General features: G+C 68.1%; 22 protein-coding genes. 14 read left to right on the top strand and 8 right to left on the bottom strand.

Annotation, left to right across the window (positions count from 1 at the left end; translation table 11 throughout):
- Positions 1 to 12: 12 nt before the first annotated feature.
- Together purF and H8F25_RS11995 are read left to right on the top strand one after the other, a co-directional pair.
- Positions 13 to 1,413: an amidophosphoribosyltransferase gene (purF, locus tag H8F25_RS12000; protein WP_231597369.1), complete on the top strand. Its 1,401-nt coding sequence runs from the start codon at positions 13 to 15 to the stop codon at positions 1,411 to 1,413.
- Between the two features lie 8 nt (positions 1,414 to 1,421).
- Positions 1,422 to 2,543 carry a glycosyltransferase family 4 protein gene (locus H8F25_RS11995; RefSeq protein ID WP_197210614.1) on the top strand — a complete coding sequence of 374 codons (1,122 nt, stop codon included), beginning with the start codon at positions 1,422 to 1,424 and terminating at the stop codon, positions 2,541 to 2,543.
- Positions 2,544 to 2,771: 228 nt separating this feature from the next.
- Here the strand turns inward: H8F25_RS11995 and H8F25_RS11990 are convergent, their stop codons facing one another.
- The 3 genes from H8F25_RS11990 to queG all read right to left on the bottom strand — a co-directional run bounded on the left by H8F25_RS11990 (position 2,772) and on the right by queG (position 7,384).
- Positions 2,772 to 5,282 carry a DNA topoisomerase (ATP-hydrolyzing) subunit A gene (locus H8F25_RS11990; protein WP_197210613.1) on the bottom strand — a complete coding sequence of 837 codons (2,511 nt, stop codon included), beginning with the start codon at positions 5,280 to 5,282 and terminating at the stop codon, positions 2,772 to 2,774.
- Positions 5,283 to 5,371: 89 nt separating this feature from the next.
- A complete protein-coding gene (locus H8F25_RS11985; protein WP_197210612.1) occupies positions 5,372 to 6,250 on the bottom strand; it encodes a tetratricopeptide repeat protein in 879 nt (292 codons plus the stop codon).
- Positions 6,251 to 6,379: 129 nt separating this feature from the next.
- Entirely contained in the window at positions 6,380 to 7,384 is a 1,005-nt protein-coding gene (gene queG, locus H8F25_RS11980) for a tRNA epoxyqueuosine(34) reductase QueG (RefSeq protein WP_197210611.1), read from the bottom strand.
- Between the two features lie 60 nt (positions 7,385 to 7,444).
- On the opposite strand from queG, the gene H8F25_RS11975 reads away from it, so the two are divergent.
- The 7 genes from H8F25_RS11975 (at position 7,445) to H8F25_RS11945 (ending at position 15,170) form a co-directional block, all read left to right on the top strand.
- Positions 7,445 to 8,095 carry an HpsJ family protein gene (locus H8F25_RS11975; protein WP_231596807.1) on the top strand — a complete coding sequence of 217 codons (651 nt, stop codon included), beginning with the start codon at positions 7,445 to 7,447 and terminating at the stop codon, positions 8,093 to 8,095.
- 87 nt (positions 8,096 to 8,182) lie between these two features.
- Positions 8,183 to 8,914, top strand: a complete 732-nt coding sequence (locus H8F25_RS11970) for a DUF502 domain-containing protein (protein WP_197210610.1) — start codon at positions 8,183 to 8,185, stop codon at positions 8,912 to 8,914.
- Positions 8,914 to 9,549 (top strand): transcription antitermination factor NusB, encoded by a 636-nt coding sequence (gene nusB / locus H8F25_RS11965; protein ID WP_197210609.1) that lies wholly within the window; start codon positions 8,914 to 8,916, stop codon positions 9,547 to 9,549. The genes H8F25_RS11970 and nusB overlap by 1 nt, the downstream gene beginning before the upstream one ends.
- A gap of 6 nt (positions 9,550 to 9,555) precedes the next feature.
- Positions 9,556 to 11,481: a signal recognition particle-docking protein FtsY gene (gene ftsY, locus H8F25_RS11960; RefSeq protein ID WP_197210608.1), complete on the top strand. Its 1,926-nt coding sequence runs from the start codon at positions 9,556 to 9,558 to the stop codon at positions 11,479 to 11,481.
- A 192-nt stretch (positions 11,482 to 11,673) separates the two neighbouring features.
- Entirely contained in the window at positions 11,674 to 13,083 is a 1,410-nt protein-coding gene (locus H8F25_RS11955; RefSeq protein WP_370525888.1) for a PP2C family protein-serine/threonine phosphatase, read from the top strand.
- A gap of 53 nt (positions 13,084 to 13,136) precedes the next feature.
- Positions 13,137 to 14,600: an argininosuccinate lyase gene (argH, locus tag H8F25_RS11950; protein WP_197210606.1), complete on the top strand. Its 1,464-nt coding sequence runs from the start codon at positions 13,137 to 13,139 to the stop codon at positions 14,598 to 14,600.
- Between the two features lie 87 nt (positions 14,601 to 14,687).
- Positions 14,688 to 15,170, top strand: a complete 483-nt coding sequence (locus tag H8F25_RS11945) for an RNA-binding protein (protein WP_197210605.1) — start codon at positions 14,688 to 14,690, stop codon at positions 15,168 to 15,170.
- 32 nt (positions 15,171 to 15,202) lie between these two features.
- Here H8F25_RS11945 and dusA read toward each other — a convergent pair whose 3' ends face one another.
- Entirely contained in the window at positions 15,203 to 16,228 is a 1,026-nt protein-coding gene (dusA, locus tag H8F25_RS11940) for a tRNA dihydrouridine(20/20a) synthase DusA (protein WP_197210604.1), read from the bottom strand.
- Here dusA and H8F25_RS11935 point away from each other — a divergent pair.
- The gene (locus H8F25_RS11935) at positions 16,227 to 17,477 is read left to right on the top strand and encodes an NAD(P)/FAD-dependent oxidoreductase (RefSeq protein WP_370525733.1); all 1,251 of its coding nucleotides are present in this window, start codon (positions 16,227 to 16,229) and stop codon (positions 17,475 to 17,477) included. The genes dusA and H8F25_RS11935 overlap by 2 nt on opposite strands.
- Before the next feature lie 4 nt (positions 17,478 to 17,481).
- Here the strand turns inward: H8F25_RS11935 and H8F25_RS11930 are convergent, their stop codons facing one another.
- The 3 genes from H8F25_RS11930 to H8F25_RS11920 all read right to left on the bottom strand — a co-directional run bounded on the left by H8F25_RS11930 (position 17,482) and on the right by H8F25_RS11920 (position 21,401).
- Positions 17,482 to 18,714 carry a type II secretion system F family protein gene (locus H8F25_RS11930; protein WP_197210602.1) on the bottom strand — a complete coding sequence of 411 codons (1,233 nt, stop codon included), beginning with the start codon at positions 18,712 to 18,714 and terminating at the stop codon, positions 17,482 to 17,484.
- 23 nt (positions 18,715 to 18,737) lie between these two features.
- Positions 18,738 to 19,817 carry a type IV pilus twitching motility protein PilT gene (locus H8F25_RS11925; protein ID WP_304623255.1) on the bottom strand — a complete coding sequence of 360 codons (1,080 nt, stop codon included), beginning with the start codon at positions 19,815 to 19,817 and terminating at the stop codon, positions 18,738 to 18,740.
- A gap of 129 nt (positions 19,818 to 19,946) precedes the next feature.
- Positions 19,947 to 21,401 (bottom strand): GspE/PulE family protein, encoded by a 1,455-nt coding sequence (locus H8F25_RS11920; protein ID WP_197210601.1) that lies wholly within the window; start codon positions 21,399 to 21,401, stop codon positions 19,947 to 19,949.
- Positions 21,402 to 21,617: 216 nt separating this feature from the next.
- On the opposite strand from H8F25_RS11920, the gene grpE reads away from it, so the two are divergent.
- From grpE to rsgA, 4 genes are read left to right on the top strand one after another with little or no spacing between them, the layout of a single operon-like run.
- Complete coding sequence (gene grpE, locus H8F25_RS11915) at positions 21,618 to 22,295, top strand: nucleotide exchange factor GrpE (protein WP_197210600.1); 678 nt, start codon at positions 21,618 to 21,620, stop codon at positions 22,293 to 22,295.
- Positions 22,295 to 23,419 (top strand): molecular chaperone DnaJ, encoded by a 1,125-nt coding sequence (dnaJ, locus tag H8F25_RS11910; protein ID WP_197210599.1) that lies wholly within the window; start codon positions 22,295 to 22,297, stop codon positions 23,417 to 23,419. Before grpE ends, dnaJ begins: the two co-directional genes overlap by 1 nt.
- Positions 23,416 to 23,676, top strand: coding sequence for a sulfurtransferase TusA family protein (locus tag H8F25_RS11905; protein WP_197210598.1), 261 nt, complete (start codon positions 23,416 to 23,418; stop codon positions 23,674 to 23,676). Before dnaJ ends, H8F25_RS11905 begins: the two co-directional genes overlap by 4 nt.
- The gene (gene rsgA, locus H8F25_RS11900; RefSeq protein WP_197210597.1) at positions 23,669 to 24,799 is read left to right on the top strand and encodes a ribosome small subunit-dependent GTPase A; all 1,131 of its coding nucleotides are present in this window, start codon (positions 23,669 to 23,671) and stop codon (positions 24,797 to 24,799) included. Before H8F25_RS11905 ends, rsgA begins: the two co-directional genes overlap by 8 nt.
- Here rsgA and H8F25_RS11895 read toward each other — a convergent pair.
- On the bottom strand, positions 24,756 to 25,097 hold the full coding sequence (locus H8F25_RS11895; RefSeq protein WP_197210596.1) for a YbaB/EbfC family nucleoid-associated protein: 342 nt from the start codon (positions 25,095 to 25,097) through the stop codon (positions 24,756 to 24,758). The two genes, rsgA and H8F25_RS11895, sit on opposite strands and share 44 nt — an antisense overlap.
- Positions 25,098 to 25,106 lie beyond the last annotated feature (9 nt).

The raw sequence follows: 25,106 nt of genomic DNA, 5'->3' as shown, positions 1-25,106 counted from the left end.
GTCTTCGCGGTGATGGCGGCGGGCCAGGCGGTGGCCAACCTCACCTACTTCGGCCTCTACGCCCTGCAGCACCGGGGCCAGGAGTCGGCCGGCATCGCCGTGTTCGAGGGAGAGCAGGTGCGCCTGCACAAGGACATGGGCCTGGTCAGCCAGGTGTTCGATCAGGACATCCTCGAGCGCCTCGGCGGCACCCTTGCGATCGGCCACAACCGCTACTCCACCACCGGCAGCAGCAAGGTCTGCAACGCCCAGCCCGTGGTGCTGAACACCCGCCTCGGGCCCTTCGCCCTGGCCCACAACGGCAACCTCGTGAATGCCGGCGAACTGCGCGAGAGCCTGGCCCATCTCTCCGATGAATTCACCTCCACCACCGATTCGGAGCTGATCGCCTTTGCTCTCCAGCAGGCGGTGGATGGGGGGCTCGACTGGAGTGCCGCCATCCAGGCCGCCTCCGCCCGCTGCCGTGGTGCCTTCAGCCTCGTGATCGGCACGCCCGACGGGCTGTTTGCCCTCCGGGACGGCCATGGCATCCGGCCTCTGGTGTTCGGTCACCTCGGCGAGCCCGAGCAGGCCCAGTGGGTGCTGAGCAGCGAGACCTGCGGTCTCGACATCATCGGTGCCCAGTTCGATGACGATGTGCAGCCTGGTGAGCTCATCCACTTCCGCCCTGGTGATCCGCTCCCAGACCGCCGCCGCTGGATCGAGGAGCCGGCGAAGCTGTGCGTGTTCGAGATGATCTATTTCGCCCGGCCCGACAGCCGCTTCTTCGGCGAATCGCTGTACAGCTATCGCGTGCGTATCGGTGAGGTGCTGGCCCGGGAAACCCCCGTGCCGGCCGACATCGTCATCGGCGTGCCTGATTCCGGCATCCCTGCCGCGATCGGCTACTCGCAGGTGAGCGGCATTCCCTTCGGCGATGGCCTGATCAAGAACCGCTACGTGGGCCGCACCTTCATTCAGCCGACCCAGGCGATGCGCGAGGCCGGCATCCGGGTGAAGCTCAATCCCCTGCCCGATGTGCTCGCCGGCAAGCGGGTGGTGGTGATCGACGACTCGATCGTGCGCGGCACCACCAGCCGCAAGCTGGTGCAGGCCCTGCGCGATGCCGGAGCCACCGAGGTGCACATGCGCATCAGTTCACCGCCGGTCACCCATCCCTGCTTCTACGGCATCGACACCGACACCCAGGACCACCTGATCGCGGCAAGGCTGACGCTGGCGGAGATCGAGCGTCATCTGGGGGTGGATTCGCTCGCCTATCTGAGCAAGGCCGGCATGGTGGAGGCCGCCCAGACCCATTCGGGCCACTTCTGCACCGCCTGCTTCGACGGCAACTACCCGATCGAGATGGACGAGAGCGTGCGCTCCAGCAAGCTGATGCTTGAACCCGCCGGCCTGGCGGCGGCACGCTGAGCGGGTCGTTGCGCATCGCCTTCCTCGATTCCTGGCTGCAGGATTCCGCCTGCGGCAGCGGCACTGCCGTGGCCATCGGCGGCCTGGCTGCGGCTCTGATCCGCCGTGGCCACACGGTCGAGCGGCTGGTGCCGCGGGGCCTCTGGCCCCGTTCGCTGCTGCTGCGTCGCCTCTGGTTCAACCTCACCCTGCCGGCCCGCTTCGGTCGCGGTGGTGAGGCCGATTCCTACGACCTGATCGTCGGCTTCGACATCGATGGCGTGCGTCTGGCCGGTTCATCGCCAGCTCCCTACGCCTGCAGCATCAAGGGGGTTCTCGCGGAGGAATCCCGTTGTGAGCGTGGCTGGCCGCGGCGGATGCTGGCGGGTCTGGCCCTGCTGGAGCGGCGCAATGCCCGGCGGGCTCCGTTGGTGCTGTCCACCAGCCGTTACTGCATCGACCGCATCCGCCACCACTACGGCGTGCCCGTCCAGCGGCTGGCGCTGGTGCCCGAGGGCATTGATCTGGAGCTGTGGCAGTCCTCGACAGATCCGGCCGCTCTGGCGGACCTCGATGCCCGCCGTGAGCCGTTCACCGTGCTCTGTGTGGCCCGTCAGTATCCGCGCAAGCGCATCGTTGATCTGATCGACGCCTTCGCCACGGTGAGCGCCTGCGAGCCCCGTGCCCGGTTGGTGGTGATCGGCGATGGTCCCGAGCACACCACCCTGTCGCAACGCGTGCGGACCCTTGGTCTCGACCGGAGTGTCCGGTTGCTCGGCGCTCTGCCGGATGACGCCGACGTGCGTGCCTGGTATGGCCGCGCGTCCGTGTTCTGCCTGCCGTCGGAGCAGGAGGGATTCGGAATCGTGTTTCTCGAGGCGATGGCCAGCGGTCTGCCGGTGGTGAGCACCACCGCCGCGGCGATCCCTGAGGTGGTGCCCGATGGGGAGGTCGGCCTGCTGGTGCCTCCCCGCGATCCCGCCGCCCTGGCGGAGGCGTTGTTACGGCTGCTCCAGGATCCAGCGCTGCGGGCCCGCCTTCGTGACGCCGGCCGCCTGCATGCCGGGCGCTATGGCTGGGATCGGGTCGCCGATCGCTTCCTGGAGGCGGTGGCTCCGCTGCTAGCGGTCTCGCCCCCCATCCGCGACTGACGCTGCCGCGCGAGTGTTCCAGCCCGCTGAGGGGATCCCGTCCCGCCCGTCTTGGGCCGCGGTCGATCTGGTCCTTGGTCATCCCGCTCGCCTGGGCGAGCCGACTCCCTCCACAGGCCGGACCATCCCGCACGCGGGACGTTGGCTGTCCATGGCGTCACAGGCCGGATGTCCCGCTGTTGGCCCGAGAGGCTGGCCTGTCACGCCTGCTCGCCGCGCCTTTGGGGATCAGCCGCTGATCAGCGGCACCAGCTCCCGCACGGCATCACCGGTTGCCAGCGGCAGATCCTGGCCTTCGCCGGCCGCATCCTGCTCGGCGAGGCCCGACAGCTCCAGTCGCAGGCTGCGGCCTTCGGTGCCGGCCAGTCGCACGCCGATCAGTGGTGAGCCGTCGCCGCAGAGGTCCACCAGCCGGTCGCTGCGATCCGGCAGGCGCAGACCGATCTGACCCAGATCGCCGCGCTGGCAGAGCCGCAGCCCGTCCAGCCGCAGCCGCTTCAACCGTCCTGTGCGGCTCACCAGCAACACGCTGCTGCCTGAGCTGCCGCAGGCCGCCCCGACCACCTCCTCATCGGGCAGCAGCCGCAGCAGCATCGGGCCCTGGGCGGTGCGACCCATCAACGGCAGGTTGGCCTCGTTGACCGCCAGGCGCAGCAGCCGGCCGCTGCTGCCGGCCACCACCAGGTCCTGCTCGTCGCGGCAGACGACCACGCGCCGGAGGCTGACGCCCTCCTTGAGCTTGAGCACGGTGCTGGCACGGCTCGAGAGCTCCTGGAACTCCTCGAGCGGCAGGCGCTTGAAGCGGCCGTCACTGCTCAGCAGCCCGAGGCTGAGGCCATCCCCCTGGGGCAGCACCATGATCTGTGCCACGCTCGCGCCGCTGAGGCTCTCCGGCAGGAAGCGCTCCAGGCTGCCGGGCTGCTGGCCGGCGAACTCCCAGCGCAGCGGCGCCACCCGGCCATCGGTGCTGAAGGCGAGCACCGCCGGAGCCGCCGCCGTGGGCAGGATCAGCCGTGCGGGGGCCGGCTGATCGCCCAGCTCGGCCATGTCCTCCAGGTGCAGGCGCCCCAGCTGGGCCGGCGAGACGATCCGCACCAGGCCATCGGCCTGGATGAGCAGCCGGCTGTCGCTGCCCAGGGCCTGGCGGGCCTGCTGACGCTGCAGCTCGACGTTCGGCCGCACGGCCGCAGCCCGCTGGGCCACCAGGGCGTCACCTCCCTCCACAAGCCGTGTCCGTCGGGGGGTGGCGTAGCGCTTCTTCAGTCCGCGCAGTTCCGACACCATTGTGTCCAGCAGGGTGCCTCTGTCATCGAGAAGATGACACAGCCGTGCACGCTCCTCCGCCAGCTGCTCCGCTTCTCGGCGCAGGCCCTCCTGCTCCAGTCCCGTGAGCCGCCGCAGCGGCATCGCCAGCACGGCATCGGCCTGACGTTCACTCAGGTCGAGACGCACCTGCAGGCTGGCCCGTGCCGAGGCGGCGTCGGGGGCGGCGGTGATCATCGCGATCACCTCCTGCAGTGCGTCGAGCGCCACGATCAGGCCCTGCACCACCTCGAGCCGTTCCTCGCAGCGGCGCAGCGCGTGGCTGGTGCGCCGGATCAGGGTGAGCTCCCGGTAGCTCAGGAATTCCTGCAGCAGTCGGCGCAGGCTCAGCTGCACGGGCTGCCCGTTGACCAGCGCCAGCAGGATCGCGCCGAAGTTGCTCTGCAGGGCGGTGCGGCGCATCAGTTCGGCCAGCACCATCTCGGCATTGGCGTCGCGGCGCACCTCCACCACGACCCGCATTCCGTCGCGGTCGCTTTCGTCGCGGATGTCGGCGATGCCACTGATCCTGCCGTCGTTCACCTGTTCCGCCAGCTTCTCGATCCAGCCGGCCTTGCTCAGCTGGTACGGCAATTCGGTGATCACCACGGCACCGCGGCGATGGCGACCCTTGCCGGGCTGCACCTCCTCGATGTGGGCCACGCCGCGCATCGGGATGCTCCCCCGCCCGGTCAGATAGGTCTCGCGCAGGCCGGCGCCGATGAGCACCTCGCCACCGGTGGGAAAGTCAGGGCCTGGCACCAGCTGCAGCAGCTTCTCGTCGCTGAGGTCGGGCTTGCGGATCAGGGCGATCAGGGCGTCGACCACCTCCCCCAGGTTGTGGGGGGGGATGTTGGTGGCCATGCCCACGGCGATGCCGGTGCAGCCGTTGAGCAACAGGAACGGCAGCTGGGCCGGCAGCACCGTCGGTTCCTGCTGCGAGCCGTCGAAGTTGGGCGCGAAGTCGACCGTCTCGTTGCCGATCTCATCGAGCAGAGCCTCGTTGGCGATCGGCGCCAGGCGGGTCTCCGTGTAGCGCATCGCCGCCGGCGGGTCGTCATCGACCGAGCCGAAGTTGCCGTGGCCATCGAGCAGCGGATGGCGGCTGGCGAAGGTCTGCACCAGCCGCACCAGGGCGTCGTAGACCGCCTGGTCGCCGTGGGGGTGGTACTTGCCCAGCACGTCGCCGACGACGCGGGCGCACTTGCGGTAGGGGCGATCCGGGGTCAGCCCAAGCTCGTGCATGGCGTAGAGGATGCGCCGTTGCACGGGTTTGAGGCCATCGCGGGCGTCCGGCAGGGCGCGCCCCACGATGACGCTCATCGCGTACTCCAGATAGGAGCGCTGCATCTCCTGGTGGAGCGCGATGGCCTCGATCCGGTCGCTGCCGTTGCTGTTGCCTTCGTCGGGCCGCTGCCCGGAACGCTCCTCGGCCATCCGGTGCTGTCGTCTGCAGGCGGGAGACGGGTGTCAGCCTACAGATGGTGTTTCACCCCGACCGCCCGGCACCGCATCGGGACGGGGGATCAGGGCTCCTCGCCGTCCTGCTCGCTGCTGCCGCTGGCGTTGGCATTGGCCCGATCCACCGCCGTCTTGAGGGCAGGCTCAGCCAGCAGGCGTGTGGTGGTGGCCCGCAGCTTCGGCCCCCACAGCTGCTCCTTCTGGAAGGATTCAACGACGTAGTTCGGATCGGCGGCCAGGGCCTTCTCGGCCAGCTGCAGCGCTTCGGCCCGGTTCTGGGGCGAGGTTTCGTAGAGAGCTGCGGCCAGGGCCAGAGTGGGTTCGGCGGCATCCGGCTTGATCGCCAGCACCCGCCGCCAGCGCTTGATCGCCTCGCTGCTGCGGCCGCTTTCGTACAGCACCAGCCCCTGGTTGTTGATTGCCTCCCAGAAATCGCGCCGCAGGGCACTGGCCCGCTCAAAGGAGGCCAGGGCCGGTCCGCTCTCACCCAGTTGGATGTGGGCGTTGCCCAGGTCGAAGTAGGCGCCGGCGTTCTTCGGATCGAGTTCCAGGCCGCGCCGCAGCAGGCTCAGAGCTTCGGAGGGTCTGCCGTTGCGGAGGGCGAGCGATCCCTCCGCGAACCAGATGCCCGGGTTGGAGGGATCGAGCCGTTTCGCCCGCTCCAGGGCCACCTGGGCCTGGTCGAGGTTGTTGCTGCGCAGCTGTGCCTCTGCCAGCAGGACCCAGCCGCGCGGATCTTCCGGCAGCAGCCGCACTGTCAGTTCCGCGAGCCGCGCCGCGTCATCGGCCTGGCCCAACCGCAGGAGCCGTGCCGCGGCCTGGGCGATCCCCAGGCCGGCCGCCTGCATCTCCCTGGTGGGGGGCAGATACACGTAGGGCACCAGGGCCCGGGCCGGGGCCGCGCCGGTCAGCAAGACAGCCGCCGCCAGAGGGAGCGTGCGCATCGCCTGCCACCGGACCCACCGCCATCGAACCCACTGCCACCGACGCCGGCTCACGCGATCTGCTAGTCGTTTGCGACCACCCTAGTGACCTGCGCCGATCCGACCTGGCGAAGGTTCCGACTTCCCGGGTCAGCCGTTCTGGCGGATCCCGTCCGCGGGCGCAGGCTCCGGTGGTATCGCCTCGAGGGCCTGCCGGATGTTGCGGCGCCACATCCAGGGGCGGATGCGCCGCAGGGCCGAGGCCCGCAGCCGCTCCTCCCACTCCTGGTCGCTCCAGATGAGCGCCTGCGGCCCGTTCAGCTCCAGCAGCCAGGGCCGCGGTTGCACGTCCGGATCGCTGGAACTCTCCAGGTCGGGGCCGTTCCAGGGGCAGACCTCCTGACAGATGTCGCAGCCGGCCACCCAGCCCTGAAGCCGCTGACCCACCGCCTCCGGCAGCTGGGGCTCGCGATTCTCGATCGTGTGGAAGGCGATGCAGCGACGCGCGTCCACCACGAACGGCTCTGGCAGGGCCCCGGTGGGACAGGCGTCGAGGCAGCGGCTGCAGGCCCCGCAGTGCGGTTCGGCAGCCGTGTCGGCCGGCAGCTCCAGCGTCGTCAGCAGGTGGCCCAGCAGCAGCCAGGACCCCCGGCGCCGATGAATGAGGTTGCCGTTCTTGCCGATCCAGCCCAGGCCGGCCTGCTCCGCCCAGGCCTTCTCCAGCAATGGCGCCGCATCGACACAGGCCCGCCATCGCACCCCCGGCACGCGCCCTTCCAGCCAGCGGCCCAGCTGGCGCAGACGTTTGTCGATGACGCGGTGGTAGTCCCGGCCCCAGCCGTAGCGGGCCACCCGCAGGTGGCCCGGCTGCAGCGGGGCTCTCACGTAATAGGAGAGTCCCACGGCCAGCACGCTGCGCACACCTGGGAGAAGGGCTTCCAGCTGATGCCGGCGCGGATCCTCCATCCACCCCATCGAGGCGTGGTGTCCGGCCTTCAGCCAGCGTTCAAGGGCGGCGTTGCGCAGCTGCAGTCGCGGACTTTCCCTGGCGTCAGCCAGCCCGACCGGATCGAAACCGAGACGCCGGGCCTCCTGTTTGAGGGCTGCGGCCAGGGCGCTCCACCCCTCACGACCCGGCTCCGGCGCGCTGGTCATGGCTTCGGACGCCAACGGGTTCGATGCGTAGAGTTCGGGATCTTTCCTGATCCCACGCCTGTGGCCGCCGCCTCTGCCTCCCGTTTCAGCCCACTGCTGCGCTGGATGGGGATCACCCTGGTGGTGCTGCTGCTGTTCCAGATGCTGGCAGTGCTCACCATCTGGGACTGGAACGAGGAGCCCTTCCGCCAGCTGGTGGTGGAGCGTCTGATCACCCAGTCGCCGATGGCGCTGATGGGGCTTCTGCTGATGTATCTGTCTTCCCGCCTGGAGAACGGCACTGAGTCGCGCACGCCACTGCTCTGGACCGTGTGCATCATCAGCGGTCTGCTGGCCGTGCTGCTCACCGCCTCGCTGCCGGTGTCATTCGGCGGCGATCAGATCATGCAGCAGCAGAGCGACCAGCAGCTGGCCGCCAAGAGGGGGCAGCTGGAGATGGCGCGTCAGCAGAGCAAGGATCCGGCCCTGCTCCAGCAGCTGATCAAGCAGGCTGAGGCAACCGGCCAGATCCCTCCCGGAGCGACCGAGGACCAGAAGCTCCAGTCGGCCCGCAGCTTCGTGGACCGTCAGCTCGATCAGCTCGAGTCCCAGGTCAAGCAGGCGGAGCAGACCTCCAGGATCGCCCTCGGACAGCGCCGCTTCGCCAACTCCGGTGGTGCGGTGGTCCTGATCATTGCCTTCACGATCCTCTGCCTCGGCTGCGTCCTCTGAAGACGCCCGGGTCGGTCGTCCCCACGGCTGCGGGTCCGGCGCATGGTTAGCTTGCGTTGACCGGCCGTCCGCACACCTCGTCCCGCCTTGGCGCCCTCCAGTCCCCGAACGGATCAACCGCTGGGCAGCCGTCTCCAGCAGGATCTCAAGAATGATCTGATCGCCGGTCTGCTGGTGGTCATCCCTCTGGCCACCACCATCTGGCTGGCGACAACGGTCAGCCGTTTCGTGCTGGCGTTCCTCACCTCAATTCCCAAGCAGTTCAACCCCTTCAACACGCTCAATCCGCTGTTGCAGGAGTTGATCAATCTCGGCCTCGGTCTGTTGGTTCCCCTGCTCGGAATCCTGTTGATCGGCCTGATGGCCCGCAACATCGTCGGGCGCTGGCTGCTGGAATTCGGGGAGGGCACCCTGCTGCGCATCCCTCTGGCCGGATCGGTCTACAAGACGCTGAAGCAGCTGCTGGAGACCTTCCTGCAGGGCAACACCAACCGCTTCCGTCGCGTCGTGCTGCTGGAGTATCCCCGTGAGGGCCTCTATGCCCTGGGCTTCGTCACCGGCACCATCGGCTCGGCCGTTCAGTCAGGCTTCCCGGAGACCATGCTCAGCGTGTTCATCCCCACGGCTCCCAACCCCACCACGGGCTGGTATGCGGTGGTTCCCGAGAGCTCCGTACGGGACATCGAGCTGTCGGTGGAGGAGGCGTTCCGCACGATCATCTCGGCCGGCATCGTCAGCCCCGACGAACGGGACGCCTCGGCCAACAACCGCAGCTTCTCCAGTCTTCTGGCCCAGCTCCGCGCCCCCCAGCTCTCCTGATGCAAAGCCAAACCCTCGCCCGTGAACTGGCCCTGCTGATGCTCGGTCAGGTCAACGACCGGGACGGCTCCGGAGCCGACGCCCGGCTGGCAGAGACCAGCCTCGAGACCCTGCTCCGTCAGGCGCTGACCAGCCTCGGCCAGCACCTGCGCGAAGTGCTCGACCGCTCCGCCGCGGAGCTGCAGCAGGCCCAGCAGGATCTGCTGGACAGCGAACTGCAGCAGGACGGCGAAGCCCGTCTTCCGAGGGTGCGGCAGCACCTGCAGGACGGCCTCGGTCATGCCGAGCAGGTGCTCAACCGCCTCTCAGCCAGCCTGGAGCTGCCGCGTCTGCTGCTGCTCGCCGATCAGTCGGAGGTGCATCGCGGTGCCATCGAGCGGGCCCGGGCTGTGCTGCGCGATCGTGATTCGATCGACACGCGACTGGATCGGGTGATGGAGGGTTGGCGCCTCACCCGCCTGCCGCGCATTGATCGCGACATTCTCCGCCTGGCGGTGGTTGATCTGGAGCACTTCGACACGCCGCCCGCTGTGGCCTGCAATGAGGCGGTCGAACTGGCCAACCGCTGGAGCGATGAGCAGGGCCGCCGCATGATCAACGGGGTTCTGCGACGCTTCACCACCGCGCAGGTGTAGTCCTCCATGGTGTTCGACTGGTTCCGGCGGACCGCCGCCGATGCTGAGAAGCCCCCGGCGGTGGCTGAACAGGCTCCTGCGGCGGCCCCGCCCCCGCAGGAAGACGCTCCTGCGACCGCCACCCCTGAGCCTGCACCCGCCGCCGCCGCTGCGGCGTCCCTGAGCGCCACTGCGGCCGGTTCAACCCCGGCAGGGGAGCTGTCCTCAGGGTCAGCGGCTGAGTCCCCACCACCACCGGTCGGTGCGGTGGATGAGGCGGCCCTGGACTGGGCCCGCCAGGCCTATGCCCGCCTCAAGGCCCAGCAGCAGAGTCAGCAGGTCGGTTCTCCGCCTGCGACACCTGGATCCACGGCTGGCGAGGCCCTCTCCACCGCTGCCCAGCCGCCATCACCATCGGCCGCAGCCATCGCGTTGCCCGCGAGTCCCGCTCCCGGCGAGGCTGAGGCGCCTGCCGACACCAGCACAGCTGCGCCTGAGCCGTCGCCCCTGGCGAGTCCTGTCGCGCCGCTTCCTTCTGCGCAATCCGCGCCTGGGTCCTCCGCCCCGGTTCCTGCCCCATCGCAGACAGCAGCGGCGGCCTCTGAGCCGCTTTCCGCCGGCCTGCCGCCCCAGGCCCCGGCAGCGGAGATCGGGCTGCCCGGCCAGCCTGCCGCCCGGATGCAGGCGCCAGAGGCGGCGTCCGCCATCGCGGCGCACGACAACATCAACGCAGCGGCATCCGCTCCCCTCTCCGGTGAGGCTCCGGGGCTGTCGTTGCTGGAGCGTGCCGCGGCTCAGCGCCAGCAGCGTCTGAAGGAACTCTCCGCTGTGGCTCCTCCTCCTGCCGAGCCTGCTGCCGCCTCCGTTCCGGCTCCCCCTCCCACTCCAGCCGCTGCCCCGTCGCCCGTCGTCGAGGAGTCCAGCGAGCCCACGCTGGGTGCCTTTGACGACACCTTCACCTGGTCTGCCGAGGTGCTGGCCGCCCAGGGCCGGCGCGTCGAGGAGATATCGATCGAGGAGATCGACTGGCTCGGTCGCCTGCGCCAGGGTCTCGAGAAGACGCGCCGCAACTTCGTCAGTCAGCTGCTCGAGAACCTCGGTGACGACCCTCTCACCCCCGAGGTTCTCGACGACCTGGAAACCACGCTGCTGCGCGCCGACGTGGGGGTGCAGGCCACCGATCAGGTGCTCGATGCCCTGCGTCGCCGCCTCAATGAGGAGGTGGTCGATCCGGCCGAAGGTCTGCGTTTTCTCAAACAGCAGCTGCGCGACCTGCTGGAGGCCCCGATCAGCGCCAGTGAAGCGCCGTTGCTGGTTCCCCAGCGCGGTCGGCTCAACATCTGGTTGATGGTGGGTGTCAACGGCGTCGGCAAGACCACGACGCTCGGCAAGCTGGCCAACCTGGCGGTTCGCAGTGGTTACAGCTGCCTGATTGCCGCCGCGGACACCTTCCGCGCCGCCGCTGTGCGGCAGGTGCAGGTCTGGGGGGAGCGCAGCGATGTGCCTGTGGTCTCCAACCCCAGCTCCAATGCCGATCCGGCGGCCGTCGTCTACGACGCCATCGGGGCGGCGAAGGCCCGTGGCACCGAGCTGGTCCTGGTCGACACCGCCGGGCGGCTGCAGACCAAGCACAACCTGATGGAAGAGCTCAGCAAGGTCCGACGCATCATTGACAAGCTGGCGCCTGAGGCGGTGATCGAATCGCTCCTCGTTCTCGACGCCAGTCAGGGTCAGAACGGGCTGCGCCAGGCGATGGCCTTCGCCAGCGCCGCAGGCCTCACCGGCGTGGTGATCACCAAGCTTGACGGCAGTGCCCGCGGCGGCGTGGCCCTCGCGGTGGCCTCGGAGGCGGGCCTGCCGATCCGTTTCATCGGCGCCGGCGAGGGCATCCGCGATCTGCGGCCGTTCAACAGCTTCGAGTTCGTCGAGGCCCTGCTGGCCGGATCGCGCTGAATGGTCCTGATATGGCTCCTTGGGGACGGCTGACCAGTCCTGGTCAGCCGTCCCCAATTTTTTCTGACCGGCGACTGCAGCGTGTCCAGGCCGCTGCTGTCACATGGCGCGGCGATTTCCTGATCCTCCTCCCACCGGCTCGGGTCCGACCCCGGGTCCATTGCTACCTTGCGTGTCCTTCAGGGCCGTCTGGTGAGCAGCACGCCGCCCTCCCGGTCGGTTCCGCCCCCGCTGTCCGTTCCCCCCGTGTCGGGTGGGTTGACCGCGGCCGCCAGCCTGCGCCAGCTGCTCGACAGCCTCAGCCGTGAGCAGCGTCGCAACCAGGAGCTTCTGGCCTCCCTGGCGTTCGCCCTGCGCAGCTTCACCAACCTGAACCGCTTCCTGGAACTGGTGCCCGTGGTGGCGGCCCGGATCGTGGAGGCCGATGGCGCCCTGCTGGTGGTGTTCCATCCCGATGGGCGTCTGTGGCGCGATCACCTGCAGGCGACCCCCGGGGAGCGCTCCGCCGAGCTGCTGCGGCGACTGCTGGCCTATCCCGACAGCCAGCTCCAGACGCAGGCCGGCGAGGAGGCGGCGGTGGCGCTCCTGGATCCCCTGATCCAGAGCCTGCTGGGTTCCCCGGCGGTGTTCGCCACCTCGGTGGTCGGTCGTGGTGGCCCTCGGGGACGGCTCTACGTGTTCAGCGATCGTCGCGGCTACAGCTGGAGCGATATCCATCGGCGCCACCTGCAGCTGGTGGCGGACCTGTGTGGCGTGTCGCTTGAAAACGATCTGCTGCGCCTGGACATGCAGCGCCATGAGCGGCTTGACCGGCAGATGAGCATCGGGGCGGAGATCCAGGCGCAGCTGCTGCCTGACCGCTGCCCGGTGATCGAGGGGGTGGAGCTGGCGGCCCGTTGCCGGCCGGCCTTTCAGGTCGGAGGTGATTACTACGACTTCATCCCGGTGCGGCCGGACCTGATCGGCCGGCGCCGCGAGCGGGGCCAGTGGGCGCTGGTGATCGGCGACGTGATGGGCAAGGGGGTCCCTGCCGGTCTGCTGATGACCCTGCTGCGGGGCATGCTGCGGGCCGAGGTGCTGAGCGGCTTGCCGCCGGATCGCATCCTGCGTGATCTCAATCGGATGGCCCAGGAGGACCTGGCCCACTCGCACCGCTTCGTGACGCTCTTCTATTCGGATTTCGATCCACGTCGGCGGCGCCTGCGCTACGCCAATGCCGCGCACAATCCCCCACTGCTCTGGCGGCGGCAGCAGGGCCGGATCGAACGGCTCGACGCCTCCGGACTGCTCATCGGTCTGCAGAGCGAAGCCGACTACGGAGCGGCGGAGGTGACGCTGGATCCCGGTGATGTTCTCCTCTACTACACGGATGGTGTCACTGAGGCCCCGGGTTTCAGCGGAGAGCGCTTCGATGAGGAGAGGCTGTTGCGTGCCTTCCATGAGGCCTGTCGCTCCGGTCTCGGGGCCCAGGGGGTGCTCGATCAGCTGTTCGCTCGCCTCGATCGCTTCGTCGGTCCGGATCACCAGCTGGAGGACGACGCCTCGATGGTGGTGCTCAAGGTGCGCGAGGAGGTGATGCTGCCGCCTCTGCCTCCTTCCTGAGGCGCCTGCCAAGCTGGGGGGCTGTCGATCGGAGCGCAGGCTCCCGCACCGCGATGGTCTCCAACCCCCCGTCCCCGTCGGCTGCTGCGGGCGGCGTCACCGGCAGCAGCGCCGGCGGCTGGAGCGATCGCTTCGAGCAGGGGCTGCATCCCGCCATCGAGCGCTTCAACGCCTCGATCGGCTTCGACATCACGCTCCTGCAGGAGGACCTCGACGGTTCGGTGGCCCACGCCCGCATGCTCGGGGCCTGTGGCGTGATCGAGCCCGACGAGGCTGAGCGGCTGGTCGAAGGTCTGGAGACGATCCGCGCCGAGGCGGCTGCCGGCAGTTTCCAGCCGGGCCTGGCGGATGAGGACGTGCACTTCGCGGTGGAGCGGCGCCTGATCGAGCTGTTGGGGCCGCTCGGCAAGAAGCTGCACACCGGCCGCAGCCGCAATGATCAGGTGGGTACCGATCTGCGGCTGTGGCTGCGCCGCCGCATCGATGATCTCGACCGGGCGCTGCTGCGCTTCGAGGCGGCCCTGCTCGCTCAGGCCGAGCAGCATGCCGAGACGCTGATCCCCGGCTACACCCATCTGCAGCGGGCCCAGCCCGTCTGCCTGGCCCACCATCTGCTGGCCTACATCGCCATGGCCGAGCGCGACCGTCAGCGCCTGGCCGATGTGCGCCGGCGGGTCGATCTCTGCCCCCTGGGGGCCGCCGCTCTGGCGGGTACCCCCGTGCCCATCGACCGACGCCACACGGCCGCGGCCCTCGGCTTCGCCGATCTCTATGACAACTCCCTCGATGCCGTGAGCGACCGTGATTTCGCCGTGGAGTTCATGGCGGCCGCCTCGCTGGTGATGGTCCATCTCAGCCGTCTGAGCGAGGAGGTGATTCTCTGGGCCAGTGAGGAGTTCGGTTTCATCAGCCTCAGTGATCGCTGCGCCACCGGCAGCAGCCTGATGCCCCAGAAGAAGAATCCCGATGTCCCCGAGCTGGTGCGCGGCAAGAGTGGTCGCGTGTTCGGTCACCTGATGGGCCTGCTGACGATGATCAAGGGCCTGCCCCTTGCCTACAACAAGGACTTTCAGGAGGACAAGGAAGCGCTGTTCGACGGAGTGCGCACCTGCCTTGACTGCCTCGAAGCGATGGCGATCCTGTTCGAGGAGGGACTGCAGTTCCGCCCCGAGCGGCTGGAGCGGGCCGTGGAGTCGGATTTCTCCAATGCCACCGATGTCGCCGACTATCTCGTCGGCCGCGGCGTTCCCTTTCGCGAGGCTTATCAACTTGTCGGTGGTCTGGTCAAGGACTGCCTGCGCCGTGGGGTGCTGCTGCGTCAGCTCTCCCTGGAGGAGTGGCAGGCGCTTCACCCCGCTTTCGAGGAGGACATCCATGCGGCGATCGCGCCGCGCCAGGTGGTCGCAGCCCGACGCAGTGAAGGTGGCACAGGTTTCGAGCAGGTGCGCCGGCAACTGCAGCGGGCCCGCCTGCTTCTGCAGGAATCGTCGGGATCGGCACCGGATGCGACAGGCTGATCGGACTAGTCTTGGCGGCTGGAGGGTGCCATCTCGGTGCCCTTTCGGGCCCTCCGTGGTGCCTGCCCCTTTCCGGTCCTCAGGTCAGTGAGCATTTTCGTCGGCAATCTTCCCTTCCGCGCCGAGCAGGAAGACGTCATCGAGCTATTCGCACCCTTCGGTGAGGTGGCCAACTGTTCGCTTCCGCTGGAGCGCGACACGGGACGCAAGCGCGGTTTCGCCTTTGTTGAGCTGGTCGATCCTGAACTGGAGACCAAGGCGATCGATGCCCTGCAGGGCGCTGAGCTGATGGGCCGTCCGCTGCGCATCAACAAGGCGGAGCCCAAGGGCACCTCCGCCCCCCGTCGCGGTGGTTACGGCGGCGGGGGTGGCGGTGGATATGGAGGGGGTGGTCACGGCGGTGGCGGCTACGGCCAGAGCGACCGGGGTTCCGGTGCACGCGGCTGGGAGGATCGCAGCTATGGCGGTGGTGGTGATCGCGGCGGCGATCCCTATGAGGCCGGCCGGGTCCGTCGCCGTCGCAGCGGCGGTGGCGATGACGGTGGCGGCTATCCCGGCGCCGAGGGCTGAACGGAGCTGAGAAGCCCTTGAGCAGCGGCCCTTCAGTAGCCCCGCTGCTCAAGGGTCAGGGCTGCCTGCTCCAGCACGCGGGCATCTGCATTGGCGGCACCGGCCTCGCGCGTCAGCTGGTTGCGCCAGCCGCGCGCACCGCTCACCCCTTCCACCAGATGCACCAGATGACGGCCGAAGGCCCAGAGGCGTCCTCCCTGGGCACACCAGCGTTCGGCGTAGGGCATCAGGCCGCGCAGCACCGCTGAGGCCTTCACCGGTTCCCGGTCCGTGTCACCGAATACCACCGCATCCACGCTCGCCCAGCGCAGCGGATGGGCGTAGGCCGCCCGGCCCACCATCACCCCATCCACCCGGTGCAGCTGCTCCTGGCAGCTGGTCAGGTCCTCCAGGCCGCCGTTGAGCTCGATCGTCAGCTGCGGGCGGTCGTGTTTGAGCTGTTGCACCCGATCCCAGCGCAGCGGTGGGATGGTGCGGTTCTGCTTCGGATCGAGGCCCTGCAGCCAGGCCTTGCGGGCATGCACGGCGAAGCGCTGCGCCCCGCCACCGGCCACGATGTCCACGAAGGTCAGCAGCTCCGCGTAGGAGTCGCGCTCATCGATGCCGATGCGGTGCTTGACGGTCACCGGCAGCGGTGAGGCCGCAGCCATCGCTTCCACGCAGCGGGCCACCTGCTCCGGTTCAGCCATCAGGCAGGCGCCGAAGCGGCCCTGCTGCACCTTCTCGCTGGGGCAGCCGACGTTCAGGTTCACCTCGTCGTAGCCCCAGTCGGCCGCCAGCCGCGTGGCCTCGGCCAGCAGCCGGGGGTCATCGCCTCCCAGCTGCAACGCCAGCGGCCGCTCCGCTGGATCGAAGCCCAGCAGGCGCTCCAGCCGTCGTTGTCGTTCGCCGGGATCACCACCGGTGGGCCCCTCGCGGCAGATGTGATGCAGGGCTCGCGCCACCACCATCTCGGAGTACAGCAGGGCGTGGCGGCTGATCTGGCGCATCAGCAGCCGGAAGTGGCGGTCGGTGCAGTCCAGCATCGGCGCCACACTGAAGCGGTAGTTCGGCTCCATGCCTCCCATGCTGCCCAGCCCTGTGTCCCTGGTGGTGGCGGGCGGTGGGCCGGCGGGATTTCTGGCAGCGATCACGGCCGCCGAGACCGCTCCCGGTTCCTCCGTTCTGGTGCTGGAGGCCACCCCCGAGCCCCTGCACAAGGTGCTGATCAGCGGCGGTGGCCGCTGCAATGTCACCCACGCCTGCTGGGAGGCCCGCGCTCTGGTGGGCCATTACCCCAGGGGTGGCAGGGCGCTGCTGGGTCCTTTCAGCGGCTTCGCGCCGGCAGAGGCCGTCGCCTGGTTCGCCGAGCGTGGCCTGGAGCTGGTGCAGGAGGACGACGGCCGCCTTTTTCCCAGGACGAACCGCTCCAGCTCGGTGGTGGACTGTCTGCGCCGCGCCGCCGGGCGGGCCGGCGTGGTGCTGCGCACTGGTGCCTCCCTGCAGAGTGCCGAGGCTCTGCCCCAGGGGGGCTTCCGGTTGCGGTTGCGCGGCGGGGAGGAACTGTTCAGTGAGCGGCTGGTGCTGGCCACGGGCAGCCATCCCAGCGGCCATCGCCTGGCCGGCTCCCTCGGCCATGCCCTGGTGCAGCCGGTGCCGTCCCTGTTCACCCTGCGGCTGCAGGGTGGCCTGCTGGCAGGCCTGGCCGGGGTGACCCAGGATCCGGTGGAGCTGGAGCTGCAGCCCGATGGCCTCACCAGCCGGTTTCGCCAGCGGGGTCCGCTGCTGATCACCCACTGGGGGGTGAGCGGTCCGGCCGTGCTGCGCCTCACGGCCTTCGCCGCCCGTGATCTGCGTCAGAGCGGCTACCGGGGGACGCTGCGGATCGACTGGAGCGGTGGCCGCCGCGAGCCTGAGCTGCAGGAGTGCTTTGCCCGGCTGCGCCGGGAGCAGGCCCGCCGTCAGCTGGCCACTGCCCGTCCCTGGCCGGAGCTGAGCCGGCGCCTGTGGGTGGCCCTGCTGGAGGCGCAGGGCGTCGATCCACAGCGGCGCTGGGCCGACCTGGGCAGGCAGCCGCAGCAGGCCCTCATCCGCGCGCTCCGCGACACGGGTCTGGAGGTGGTCGGCAAGGGGCCCTTCGGCGAGGAGTTCGTCACCGCCGGCGGCGTGCCCCTGGGGGAGGTGAACACCGCCACGATGGAGAGCCGGTTGACGCCAGGGTTGTATCTGGTGGGGGAGCTGCTGGATGTGGATGGGATCACCGGCGGCTTCAACTTCCAGCACTGCTGGACATCCGGCTGGCTGGCGGGGCGGGCGATCGGAGCCTGAGCGATCAGCGGATGTGCTCAAAGACCGAGAACATCGGCAGATACATCGCCACCAGCACTGAGCCGACGATGCCGCCGACGAGCACGATCATCAGCGGCTCCAGCATTGAGGTCATAGCTTTGACGGCATTGGTGACCTCATCTTCATAGAAATCGGCCACCTTTGAGAGCATGGCATCCATTTCACCGGTTTCTTCGCCGATTGCCATCATGCTGATCGCCATGTCAGGAAACACGTCCTTCATCCGCAGGGCGGCACTCATCGGCAATCCTTCACTGACTTCATTGCGGGAGGAGCTGATCGCGTCGCCGATGATGGTGTTGGAGGTGGTGTCACGCACGATCTCCAGGGACATCATGATTGGAACGCCCGCTCTCGACAGGCAGCTGAGTGTGCGGCAGAACTGAGCGGTGGCCGTCTTCTGCAGCAGATCCCCGAACAGCGGAAGTTTCAGCAGCATCGCGTCGACCGAGCGTCGTCCGATGGGGGTGGCATAGTATCGGGAAAACATCACTGCTCCCGTCACCAGCCCGCCGACGAGAAACAGCGAGAAAGAGGAGCGCAATAATTTACTCAGATCGAGCATCATCTGGGTGAACAGAGGAAGTTTGGCTCCCAGTTGGTCAAAGATCGATGCGAAGGTGGGAATCAGGAAGATGGTCATGCCCAGAAACACCAGAATCGCAATGCAGAAAACCGTCACCGGGTAGCTCATCGCGCTCTTGATCTGGTTCTGGAGTTTGGCATTATCCTCCAGCAGCTTTGCGAGACGTTTCAGGGTTTCATCAAGCACACCGCCAGCCTCTCCCGCTTCGACCATGGCGATCGAGAGGTTGTCAAACACCTTGGGCCAGCGCCGCATCGCATTGGCCAGGCTGTCGCCCTGATTCACATCGCGCGTCATCCCCGTGAGCGCTTCGCGGAACATGAGTGACCGCTGCTGCGACCGCATCAGATCAAGGCTTCGCAGAATCGGCACCCCTGCGTCCACCAGGGCCGAGAGTTTGCTCGCGAACAGTGCCTTGTCCTTGACGCTGATGCCCCTGTCGAACAGACGCTGCCAGCGGCTCGGATCGGAGGGGCGTATTGCCGTTGCCAGGTCTTTGCGGACCAGCGTGTTGGCCAGGATCCCTCGCTTGCGCAGCTCCCGTCTCGCCATGGCCGGGGAGTCGGCCTGGAGGGTCATCTTGCGCTTGCGACCGGAGCTGCTGGAGTAGGTGACGACGAAGGCAGGCATGGCAAGACAGGTGGAAGCGTGGTTCAGTTCTGATCGAGCAGCCGGGTCAGCTCTTCGGGTTTGGTGGTTTTGCTGAGTGCCTCGCTGCGTGACACCTTGCCTGCCGTCACGAGATTGGCGAGGGCCCGCTCGAGTGTCTGCATCCCCAGGTTCGCACCGGTCTGAATCTGGGAATAGATCTGTGCGGTCTTGCCTTCGCGGATCAGATTGCTGATGGCGGGGGTGTTGATCATGATTTCCTGAGCCATCACCCGTCCAAAGGCTCCCGTGCTGGGATGACTGCTGCGACAGAGGGTCTGGGAGAACACCGCCAGAAGGCTGCCGCTCAGCTGCACGCGGATCTGGGTCTGCTGGCTCGGTGGAAACACGTCCACCATGCGGTCGACCGTCTGGGAGGCGGAGCTGGTGTGCAGGGTACCGAAGACCAGGTGGCCGGTTTCGGCCGCGGTGATGGCCAGCTGAATCGTCTCCAGGTCGCGCATTTCCCCGACCAGAACCACATCAGGATCCTCCCGCAGGGCCGCGCGCAGGGCATTGGCGAAGCTGCGCGTGTCCTCACCGATCTCGCGCTGGTGGATGAGACTCTTTTGATTCTTATAGGTGAATTCGATCGGATCCTCGATGGTGAGGATATGCTCGGATCGGGTTTGATTGATGTGATCCAGCATCGCGGCCAGCGTGGTGGTCTTGCCTGAGCCCGTCGGCCCGGTGACCAGCACCAGCCCTTTCGGCTTGCGGCTCATCTCCTCCACGATCGGCGGCATGCCCAGCTTCTCCATCGGTGGGATCGAGTTGCCAAGCGCCCGCAGACAGGCGGCATAGGTGCCACGCTGCCGATACACATTCACTCGGAAACGGGCAACATCCTTGAGGCCGTAGGAGCAATCCAGTTCCCAGGTCTGCTCAAGCTGCTTGCGTTGCGCGTTGTTGAGCAGAGAAAAAATAAGCTTGTTGCATTGTTCCTCACTCAGAAACAGATCCGGAAGGATCGGTCGGAGCTGGCCGTTGAACCGACCGAACGGCGGTTGTCCGGCGGCCAGGTGCAGGTCGCTGCCCCCGCCATTCACCAGCTCAATCATCAGGTCTTCGATCTGAAGATCCACGGAAAATCCTCCGTTCCTGACGCCGTGATGACCGCCTCAGCTTAGCGATGACAGCGCCGCCCAACAGCCTCGTTTCACCTGACGGGCGCCGCCTGGTCTGTTGCTGTGGGCTGGGCGCAGTCGCAGGCCTCAGCTCCGCAGCCGTAGGCAGTAGGGACACTCGAGCCACTCGTCCTGAAGGCCGGCGCCGCAGCCTTTGCAGGTCAGCGTGTTGAGGGCGCGGGCGCGCCGCTCCGATTCCAGGCCCGTGTCGGTCAGCAGCATCCTCTCGACCTCCTCAAGGGTGGTCAGGCCCTCGCGCACCAGATCGAGGCCGTAGCCCAGCAGCGTCTTCATGCCGCTCTCCAGCGCCAGGCGGCGCAGATCCTCGGTGTTGCTGCGTTTGGCGACCGCCGAGGACAGCGATTCGTTCATGTGCAGGATCTCGTACACGCCGACCCGGCCGGCGTAGCCGCGGCCCTGACAGGTGGGACAGCAGCCGTCGCTGCCCGGCGCGCTCTTGGTGGCGCGATAGAAGGTGATGCGCTGCTCGTCCGTGGCCACCAGGCCGAAATGGGCCAGCTCCTCACTGTCGGGGTGGTAAGGCTCCCGGCAGTCGCCGCACAGACGGCGGACCAGCCGTTGGGAGATCACGCCCAGCAGGGAGGCGCTCACCAGAAAGGGCTCCACCCCCATCTCATCCAACCGCGCGAAGGCGCTGGCGGCATCGTTGCAGTGCAGGGTGGTCAGCACCAGGTGGCCGGTGAGGGCGGCTTCGATCGCCGTGCGCGCCGTCTCCAGGTCGCGCGTCTCGCCGACGAGCAGCACATCCGGATCCTGGCGCATGAAGGCTCGCAGGGCCGTGCTGAAGTCGTAGCCCTTTTCACGGTTCACCTGGGTCTGGGTGATGCCGTGCAGGGTGTATTCGATCGGATCCTCCACCGTGGAGATGTTGATGCCGGGCTCGTTGCGCTCCGCCAGCAGTGCATAGAGCGTGGTCGATTTGCCTGAGCCGGTGGGGCCGGTCACCAGGATCATCCCGAACGGCTTGGATCCCAGGTCCCTCAGGGTCTCGCGAGATGTCGCGTCGGTGATCAGCGTGTCCAGGCCCAGCTGCGTGGCGCCGCTGTCGAGCAGTCGCATCACCACCTTCTCGCCGTAGCGACTCGGCAGCGTGCTGACGCGGAAGTCCATGATGCGGCCACGGAAGTTGCGGCGGATGCGCCCGTCCTGGGGCATCCGCCGCTCGGCGATGTCCAGGTCGGCCATGATCTTGAGGCGTGAGGTGACGGCCGGGATCAGCGTCCGTGGCAGCGTGTCCACGATGCGGAGCACCCCGTCCTGCCGGAAGCGGATCTGCAGCCCCTCCTCCTGGGGTTCGATATGGATGTCGCTGGCGGCGTTGGTGAGCGCCTCGATCAGGATCCGGTCCACCAGGCTCATCACCGGGGAGAGAGCGGCCTGGCTGCTTGCTTCCAGGTCTTCCTCCGGATTGGGAGGCTCGGACTGGGGCACCCGCGCGATGTCCAGATCCAGATCGCTGAACAGAGAGGACCGTTCGGCCGTTGCGCCCTGGGTCAGCGGCGAGGTGGCTTCTGGCGTCATGGCCTGGGCGCGCGGTGGATCTGAGGAGATGCCGAAACGGATGGGGTGGCAGCGGAGGCGCGGCTGAAGCTTTCACTCACCACCCCTGCAATCTTGCCCCGGATTCGGCTGCTGTGTTGACAGGCTTCCCGCCGCCGCCGAGGTGCGGGCTTCCGCCGCTTGTGGGGAGTGGGGCCCGCGCTTCAACATGGCTCCAATTGAATTTCCTCACGCGCCATGAGCGGCGAGAATCTCCAGGACGCTGATCGCCGGTACGAGGCCCAGGGAGAGCCCTCCCCGCCTCCGGCCGAATCCCACCTCCCCCAGGACCCACAGCCCGGGGAGGTCGACAGCGCTGAAGGGGGTTCTGAGTCCTCCGGTCCCGATCCGGCGGCCGGGGCTGACCGGCTCCAGCAGCTGGAGGCGCAGCTGGCCGCCCTCCAGAGCGAAAATGAGGGTCTGCGCGGCCAGTACATGCGCATCGCCGCCGACTTCGACAACTTCCGCAAGCGCCAGAGTCGCGACCATGACGATCTGAAGCTGCAGATCACCTGCACGACCCTCAGCGAGATCCTGCCGGTGGTCGACAACTTCGACCGTGCCCGTCAGCAGCTCAATCCCCAGAGCGAGGAGGCCCAGACCCTGCATCGCAGCTACCAGGGGCTCTACAAGCAGTTGGTGGACGTGTTCAAGCAGCTGGGGGTGTCGCCGATGCGGGTGGAGGGGGAACCGTTCGACCCGAACCTGCATGAGGCCGTGCTCCGGGAGGAGAGCCATGACCATCTCGAGGATGTGGTGATCGAGGAGCTGCAGCGTGGCTATCACCTCAATGGCCGCGTGCTGCGTCACGCGCTGGTGAAGGTGTCCATGGGTCCCGGTCCGGGCGGATCCGGCAGCCAGGAGCAGGCCGGCTGATGGCCGACTACTACGAGCTGCTGGGCGTCGCGCGCAATGCCGATGCGGACACCCTCAAGCGGGCCTATCGGCGACTCGCCCGCCAGTACCACCCTGATGTCAACAAGGACCCGGGTGCCGAGGACAAGTTCAAGGAGATCGGCCGCGCCTACGAGGTGCTCAGCGACCCCCAGAGCCGCGCCCGCTACGACCAGTTCGGTGAGGCAGGTCTGGGCGGTGGCGGCATGCCCGACATGGGCGACATGGGCGGCTTCGCCGACCTGTTCGAAACCTTCTTCAGCGGCTTCGGCGGCGCCGCCGCCGCCGGGGGGGGGCGCCGTCGCAGCGGACCGCGCCAGGGAGACGATCTGCGCCTTGATCTCACGATCGACTTCCGCGAGGCCGTGTTCGGGATTGAGAAGGAGATCCCGCTGCGCCATCTCGAGAGCTGCGGCACCTGCGGTGGCTCCGGCGCCAAGGCCGGCAGCGGCCCCACCACCTGTGGCACCTGTGGTGGTGTCGGCCAGGTGCGTCGGGCTACCCGCACCCCCTTCGGCAGCTTCACCCAGGTGGCGCCCTGCCCCACCTGCGAGGGCAGCGGCCAGGTGATCGCGGATCCCTGCAATGCCTGCGGCGGCCAGGGCCTGCAGCAGGTCTCCAAGACTCTCCGGATCAACATCCCCGGTGGTGTCGACACCAATTCACGGCTGCGGGTGGCGGGCGAGGGGAACGCCGGCCAGCGCGGTGGTCCTCCTGGCGACCTCTACGTGGTGCTCAACGTGCGGCCCCATCCCAGCCTGCGGCGGGACGGTCAGACGATCCACTCCGAGGTGACCCTCAGCTACCTGCAGGCCATCCTCGGCGACACGATCGAGGTGGAGACCGTCGATGGCCCCGAGGCCCTGGAGATCCCGGCCGGCACCCAGCCCGGAGCCGTGCTCACGATGAAGAACAAGGGGGTGCCCCGTCTGGGCAACCCCGTTGCCCGCGGCAACCATCAGTTCACGGTGAAGGTGCAGCTGCCCACCCGTCTCAATGGCGAGGAGCGTGAACTGCTCGAGCAGCTGGCCGGCCACCACACCCGCAAGGGAGACCGGCATCATCACAAGAGCGGTCTGTTCGGCGGGCTGTTCGGCAAGGGATGAGCCTCTCTCCACCCGCTCACCTGGATCTGCGCGGCACGCCCTGTCCGCTCAACTACATCCGCACCCGGCTGGCGCTCGAGAAGCTGCCAGCCGGCGCTGAGCTCGAGGTCTGGCTTGACCGGGGTGAACCGGAGCGCCTGGTGAGCGAAGGGCTGCGCCAGGAAGGCCACACGGTGCTTCTCACCCCGCTGGAAGGGGATTCCGCCGTTCGCCTCACGGTCCGTTCCACTGTCACCTTCCCCGCCAGCGATGGCTGAACCGGTCCCCGGCCGTTCCGGGCTGGTGGTCGCCCTTCAGGCCAACTACTGCTGGGTGGCGCTTGATCAGCCCGGTCCCCAGGGCCAGCAGAGGTTGCTCTGCACCCGCCGCACCCGCCTGAGCAAGAGTGGCCAGCGCACTTGTGTCGGTGACCGGGTGCGGGTCGACGGCATCGACTGGCCGGCCGGCCGCGGGGCCGTCGCGGCCCTGGAGCCGCGGCGCAATCTGCTCGAGCGGCCGCCGGTCGCCAACGTCGATCAGGTGGTCGTGGTGGTGGCGCTCTCGGAGCCGGCCCCGGATCCACTCCAGATCACCCGGTTCCTGCTCACCGCGGAGGCCTGCGGCCGGCCCGTCCAGGTGGTGCTCAGCAAAGCGGATCTCGTCACGGAGGCTGAGCGTCGAGCCTGGTGTGAGCGGCTGGCGCTGTGGGGCTACGACGCTCTTCCCATCGCCCTGGAAACTTCGCCGGGGACTCCGCTGACCGGAGTGGATCTGTTGCGCCAGAGGTTGTCCCAGCCGGGGATCACCGTGATCTGCGGGCCGTCCGGAGTGGGCAAGAGCAGCCTGCTCAATGCCCTGCTGCCGGCTCTGGAGCTGCGGGTGGGCAGTGTCTCCGGCCGGCTGCGCCGAGGTCGTCACACCACCCGCCATGTGGAGCTGTTCCCGTTGTCAGCAGGGGAATCGCAGGCCGCCCCGACGCTGCTGGCGGACACGCCCGGCTTCAACCGGCCGGATCTGCCGGCCCGTCCGGAGGATCTGGCCGCTCTATTTCCGGAGCTGCGCCAGCGCCTGGAGCGACAGTCCTGCCGCTACAGCAACTGCCTGCATCGTGGCGATCCGGGCTGCGCCGCGGGGCAGGACTGGGATCGCCACCCGCTCTACTGCCAGTGTCTCGAGGAGATCCTGGGCAGCACGATCGAGGTGGCGGTGCGCAGCAGTGAGGCTGGGCTGCGGCGCCGTGGCGACCGCGTCGAGCCGCGTCTGCAGGCCCAGTGGCGTCAGACGTCCCGTCGCCGTGCCCGGCAGCAGGACGCCGACAGTGTGGATCTGCAGGCTGAGGCGCCAGCCGGAGAGGAGTTCAGCCGCCCAGGCCGGGGAGATTCAGATCCAGGCCGCCGGTGAGCTCCTCCATGCGGCCGCGCATCGTGCTGGTGGAGAGCTCGTAGGCGTTCTGAAGCGCCTCGAGGATGGCTGCTTCGGCTGCTTCGGAGCTGCCGCTGAGAAGTTCAGGGGCCACCTGCACACGCAGCGGCATCTGGTTGCCCGACAGCCACACGCTGACGTGCCCGTCAGCGCTCTTGCCCTCCAGCTCCATGGCATCCAGCTCCTCCTGCAGCTTCTGGGCGTCCTGCTGGATCTGCTGGGCCTTGCGGAAGGCCTCGGTCAGCTGTCCGAAATTGGGGAGTCCGAAGCCGGCCATGCACTGTGG

It is taken from the genome of Synechococcus sp. CBW1004, assembly GCF_015840715.1.
In the GTDB taxonomy this organism is placed as follows: Bacteria; Cyanobacteriota; Cyanobacteriia; order PCC-6307; family Cyanobiaceae; genus Cyanobium.
The sequence above is the reverse complement of the archived record's forward strand: the minus strand, read 5'-3'. Positions and strand labels throughout refer to the sequence as shown.

Coding starts and splice junctions, on each gene's coding strand:
- purF (WP_231597369.1), top strand. CDS start 13: ATGGCGGCGGGCCAGGCGGTGGCCAACCTCACCTACTTCGGCCTCTAC.
- H8F25_RS11905 (WP_197210598.1), top strand. CDS start 23,416: ATGAGCCTCTCTCCACCCGCTCACCTGGATCTGCGCGGCACGCCCTGT.
- H8F25_RS11935 (WP_370525733.1), top strand. CDS start 16,227: ATGCCTCCCATGCTGCCCAGCCCTGTGTCCCTGGTGGTGGCGGGCGGT.
- ftsY (WP_197210608.1), top strand. CDS start 9,556: ATGGTGTTCGACTGGTTCCGGCGGACCGCCGCCGATGCTGAGAAGCCC.
- H8F25_RS11985 (WP_197210612.1), bottom strand. CDS start 6,250: ATGCGCACGCTCCCTCTGGCGGCGGCTGTCTTGCTGACCGGCGCGGCC.
- nusB (WP_197210609.1), top strand. CDS start 8,914: ATGCAAAGCCAAACCCTCGCCCGTGAACTGGCCCTGCTGATGCTCGGT.
- H8F25_RS11990 (WP_197210613.1), bottom strand. CDS start 5,282: ATGGCCGAGGAGCGTTCCGGGCAGCGGCCCGACGAAGGCAACAGCAAC.
- H8F25_RS11930 (WP_197210602.1), bottom strand. CDS start 18,714: ATGCCTGCCTTCGTCGTCACCTACTCCAGCAGCTCCGGTCGCAAGCGC.
- rsgA (WP_197210597.1), top strand. CDS start 23,669: ATGGCTGAACCGGTCCCCGGCCGTTCCGGGCTGGTGGTCGCCCTTCAG.
- grpE (WP_197210600.1), top strand. CDS start 21,618: ATGAGCGGCGAGAATCTCCAGGACGCTGATCGCCGGTACGAGGCCCAG.
- dusA (WP_197210604.1), bottom strand. CDS start 16,228: ATGGAGCCGAACTACCGCTTCAGTGTGGCGCCGATGCTGGACTGCACC.
- H8F25_RS11895 (WP_197210596.1), bottom strand. CDS start 25,097: ATGGCCGGCTTCGGACTCCCCAATTTCGGACAGCTGACCGAGGCCTTC.
- queG (WP_197210611.1), bottom strand. CDS start 7,384: ATGACCAGCGCGCCGGAGCCGGGTCGTGAGGGGTGGAGCGCCCTGGCC.
- H8F25_RS11920 (WP_197210601.1), bottom strand. CDS start 21,401: ATGACGCCAGAAGCCACCTCGCCGCTGACCCAGGGCGCAACGGCCGAA.
- argH (WP_197210606.1), top strand. CDS start 13,137: ATGGTCTCCAACCCCCCGTCCCCGTCGGCTGCTGCGGGCGGCGTCACC.
- dnaJ (WP_197210599.1), top strand. CDS start 22,295: ATGGCCGACTACTACGAGCTGCTGGGCGTCGCGCGCAATGCCGATGCG.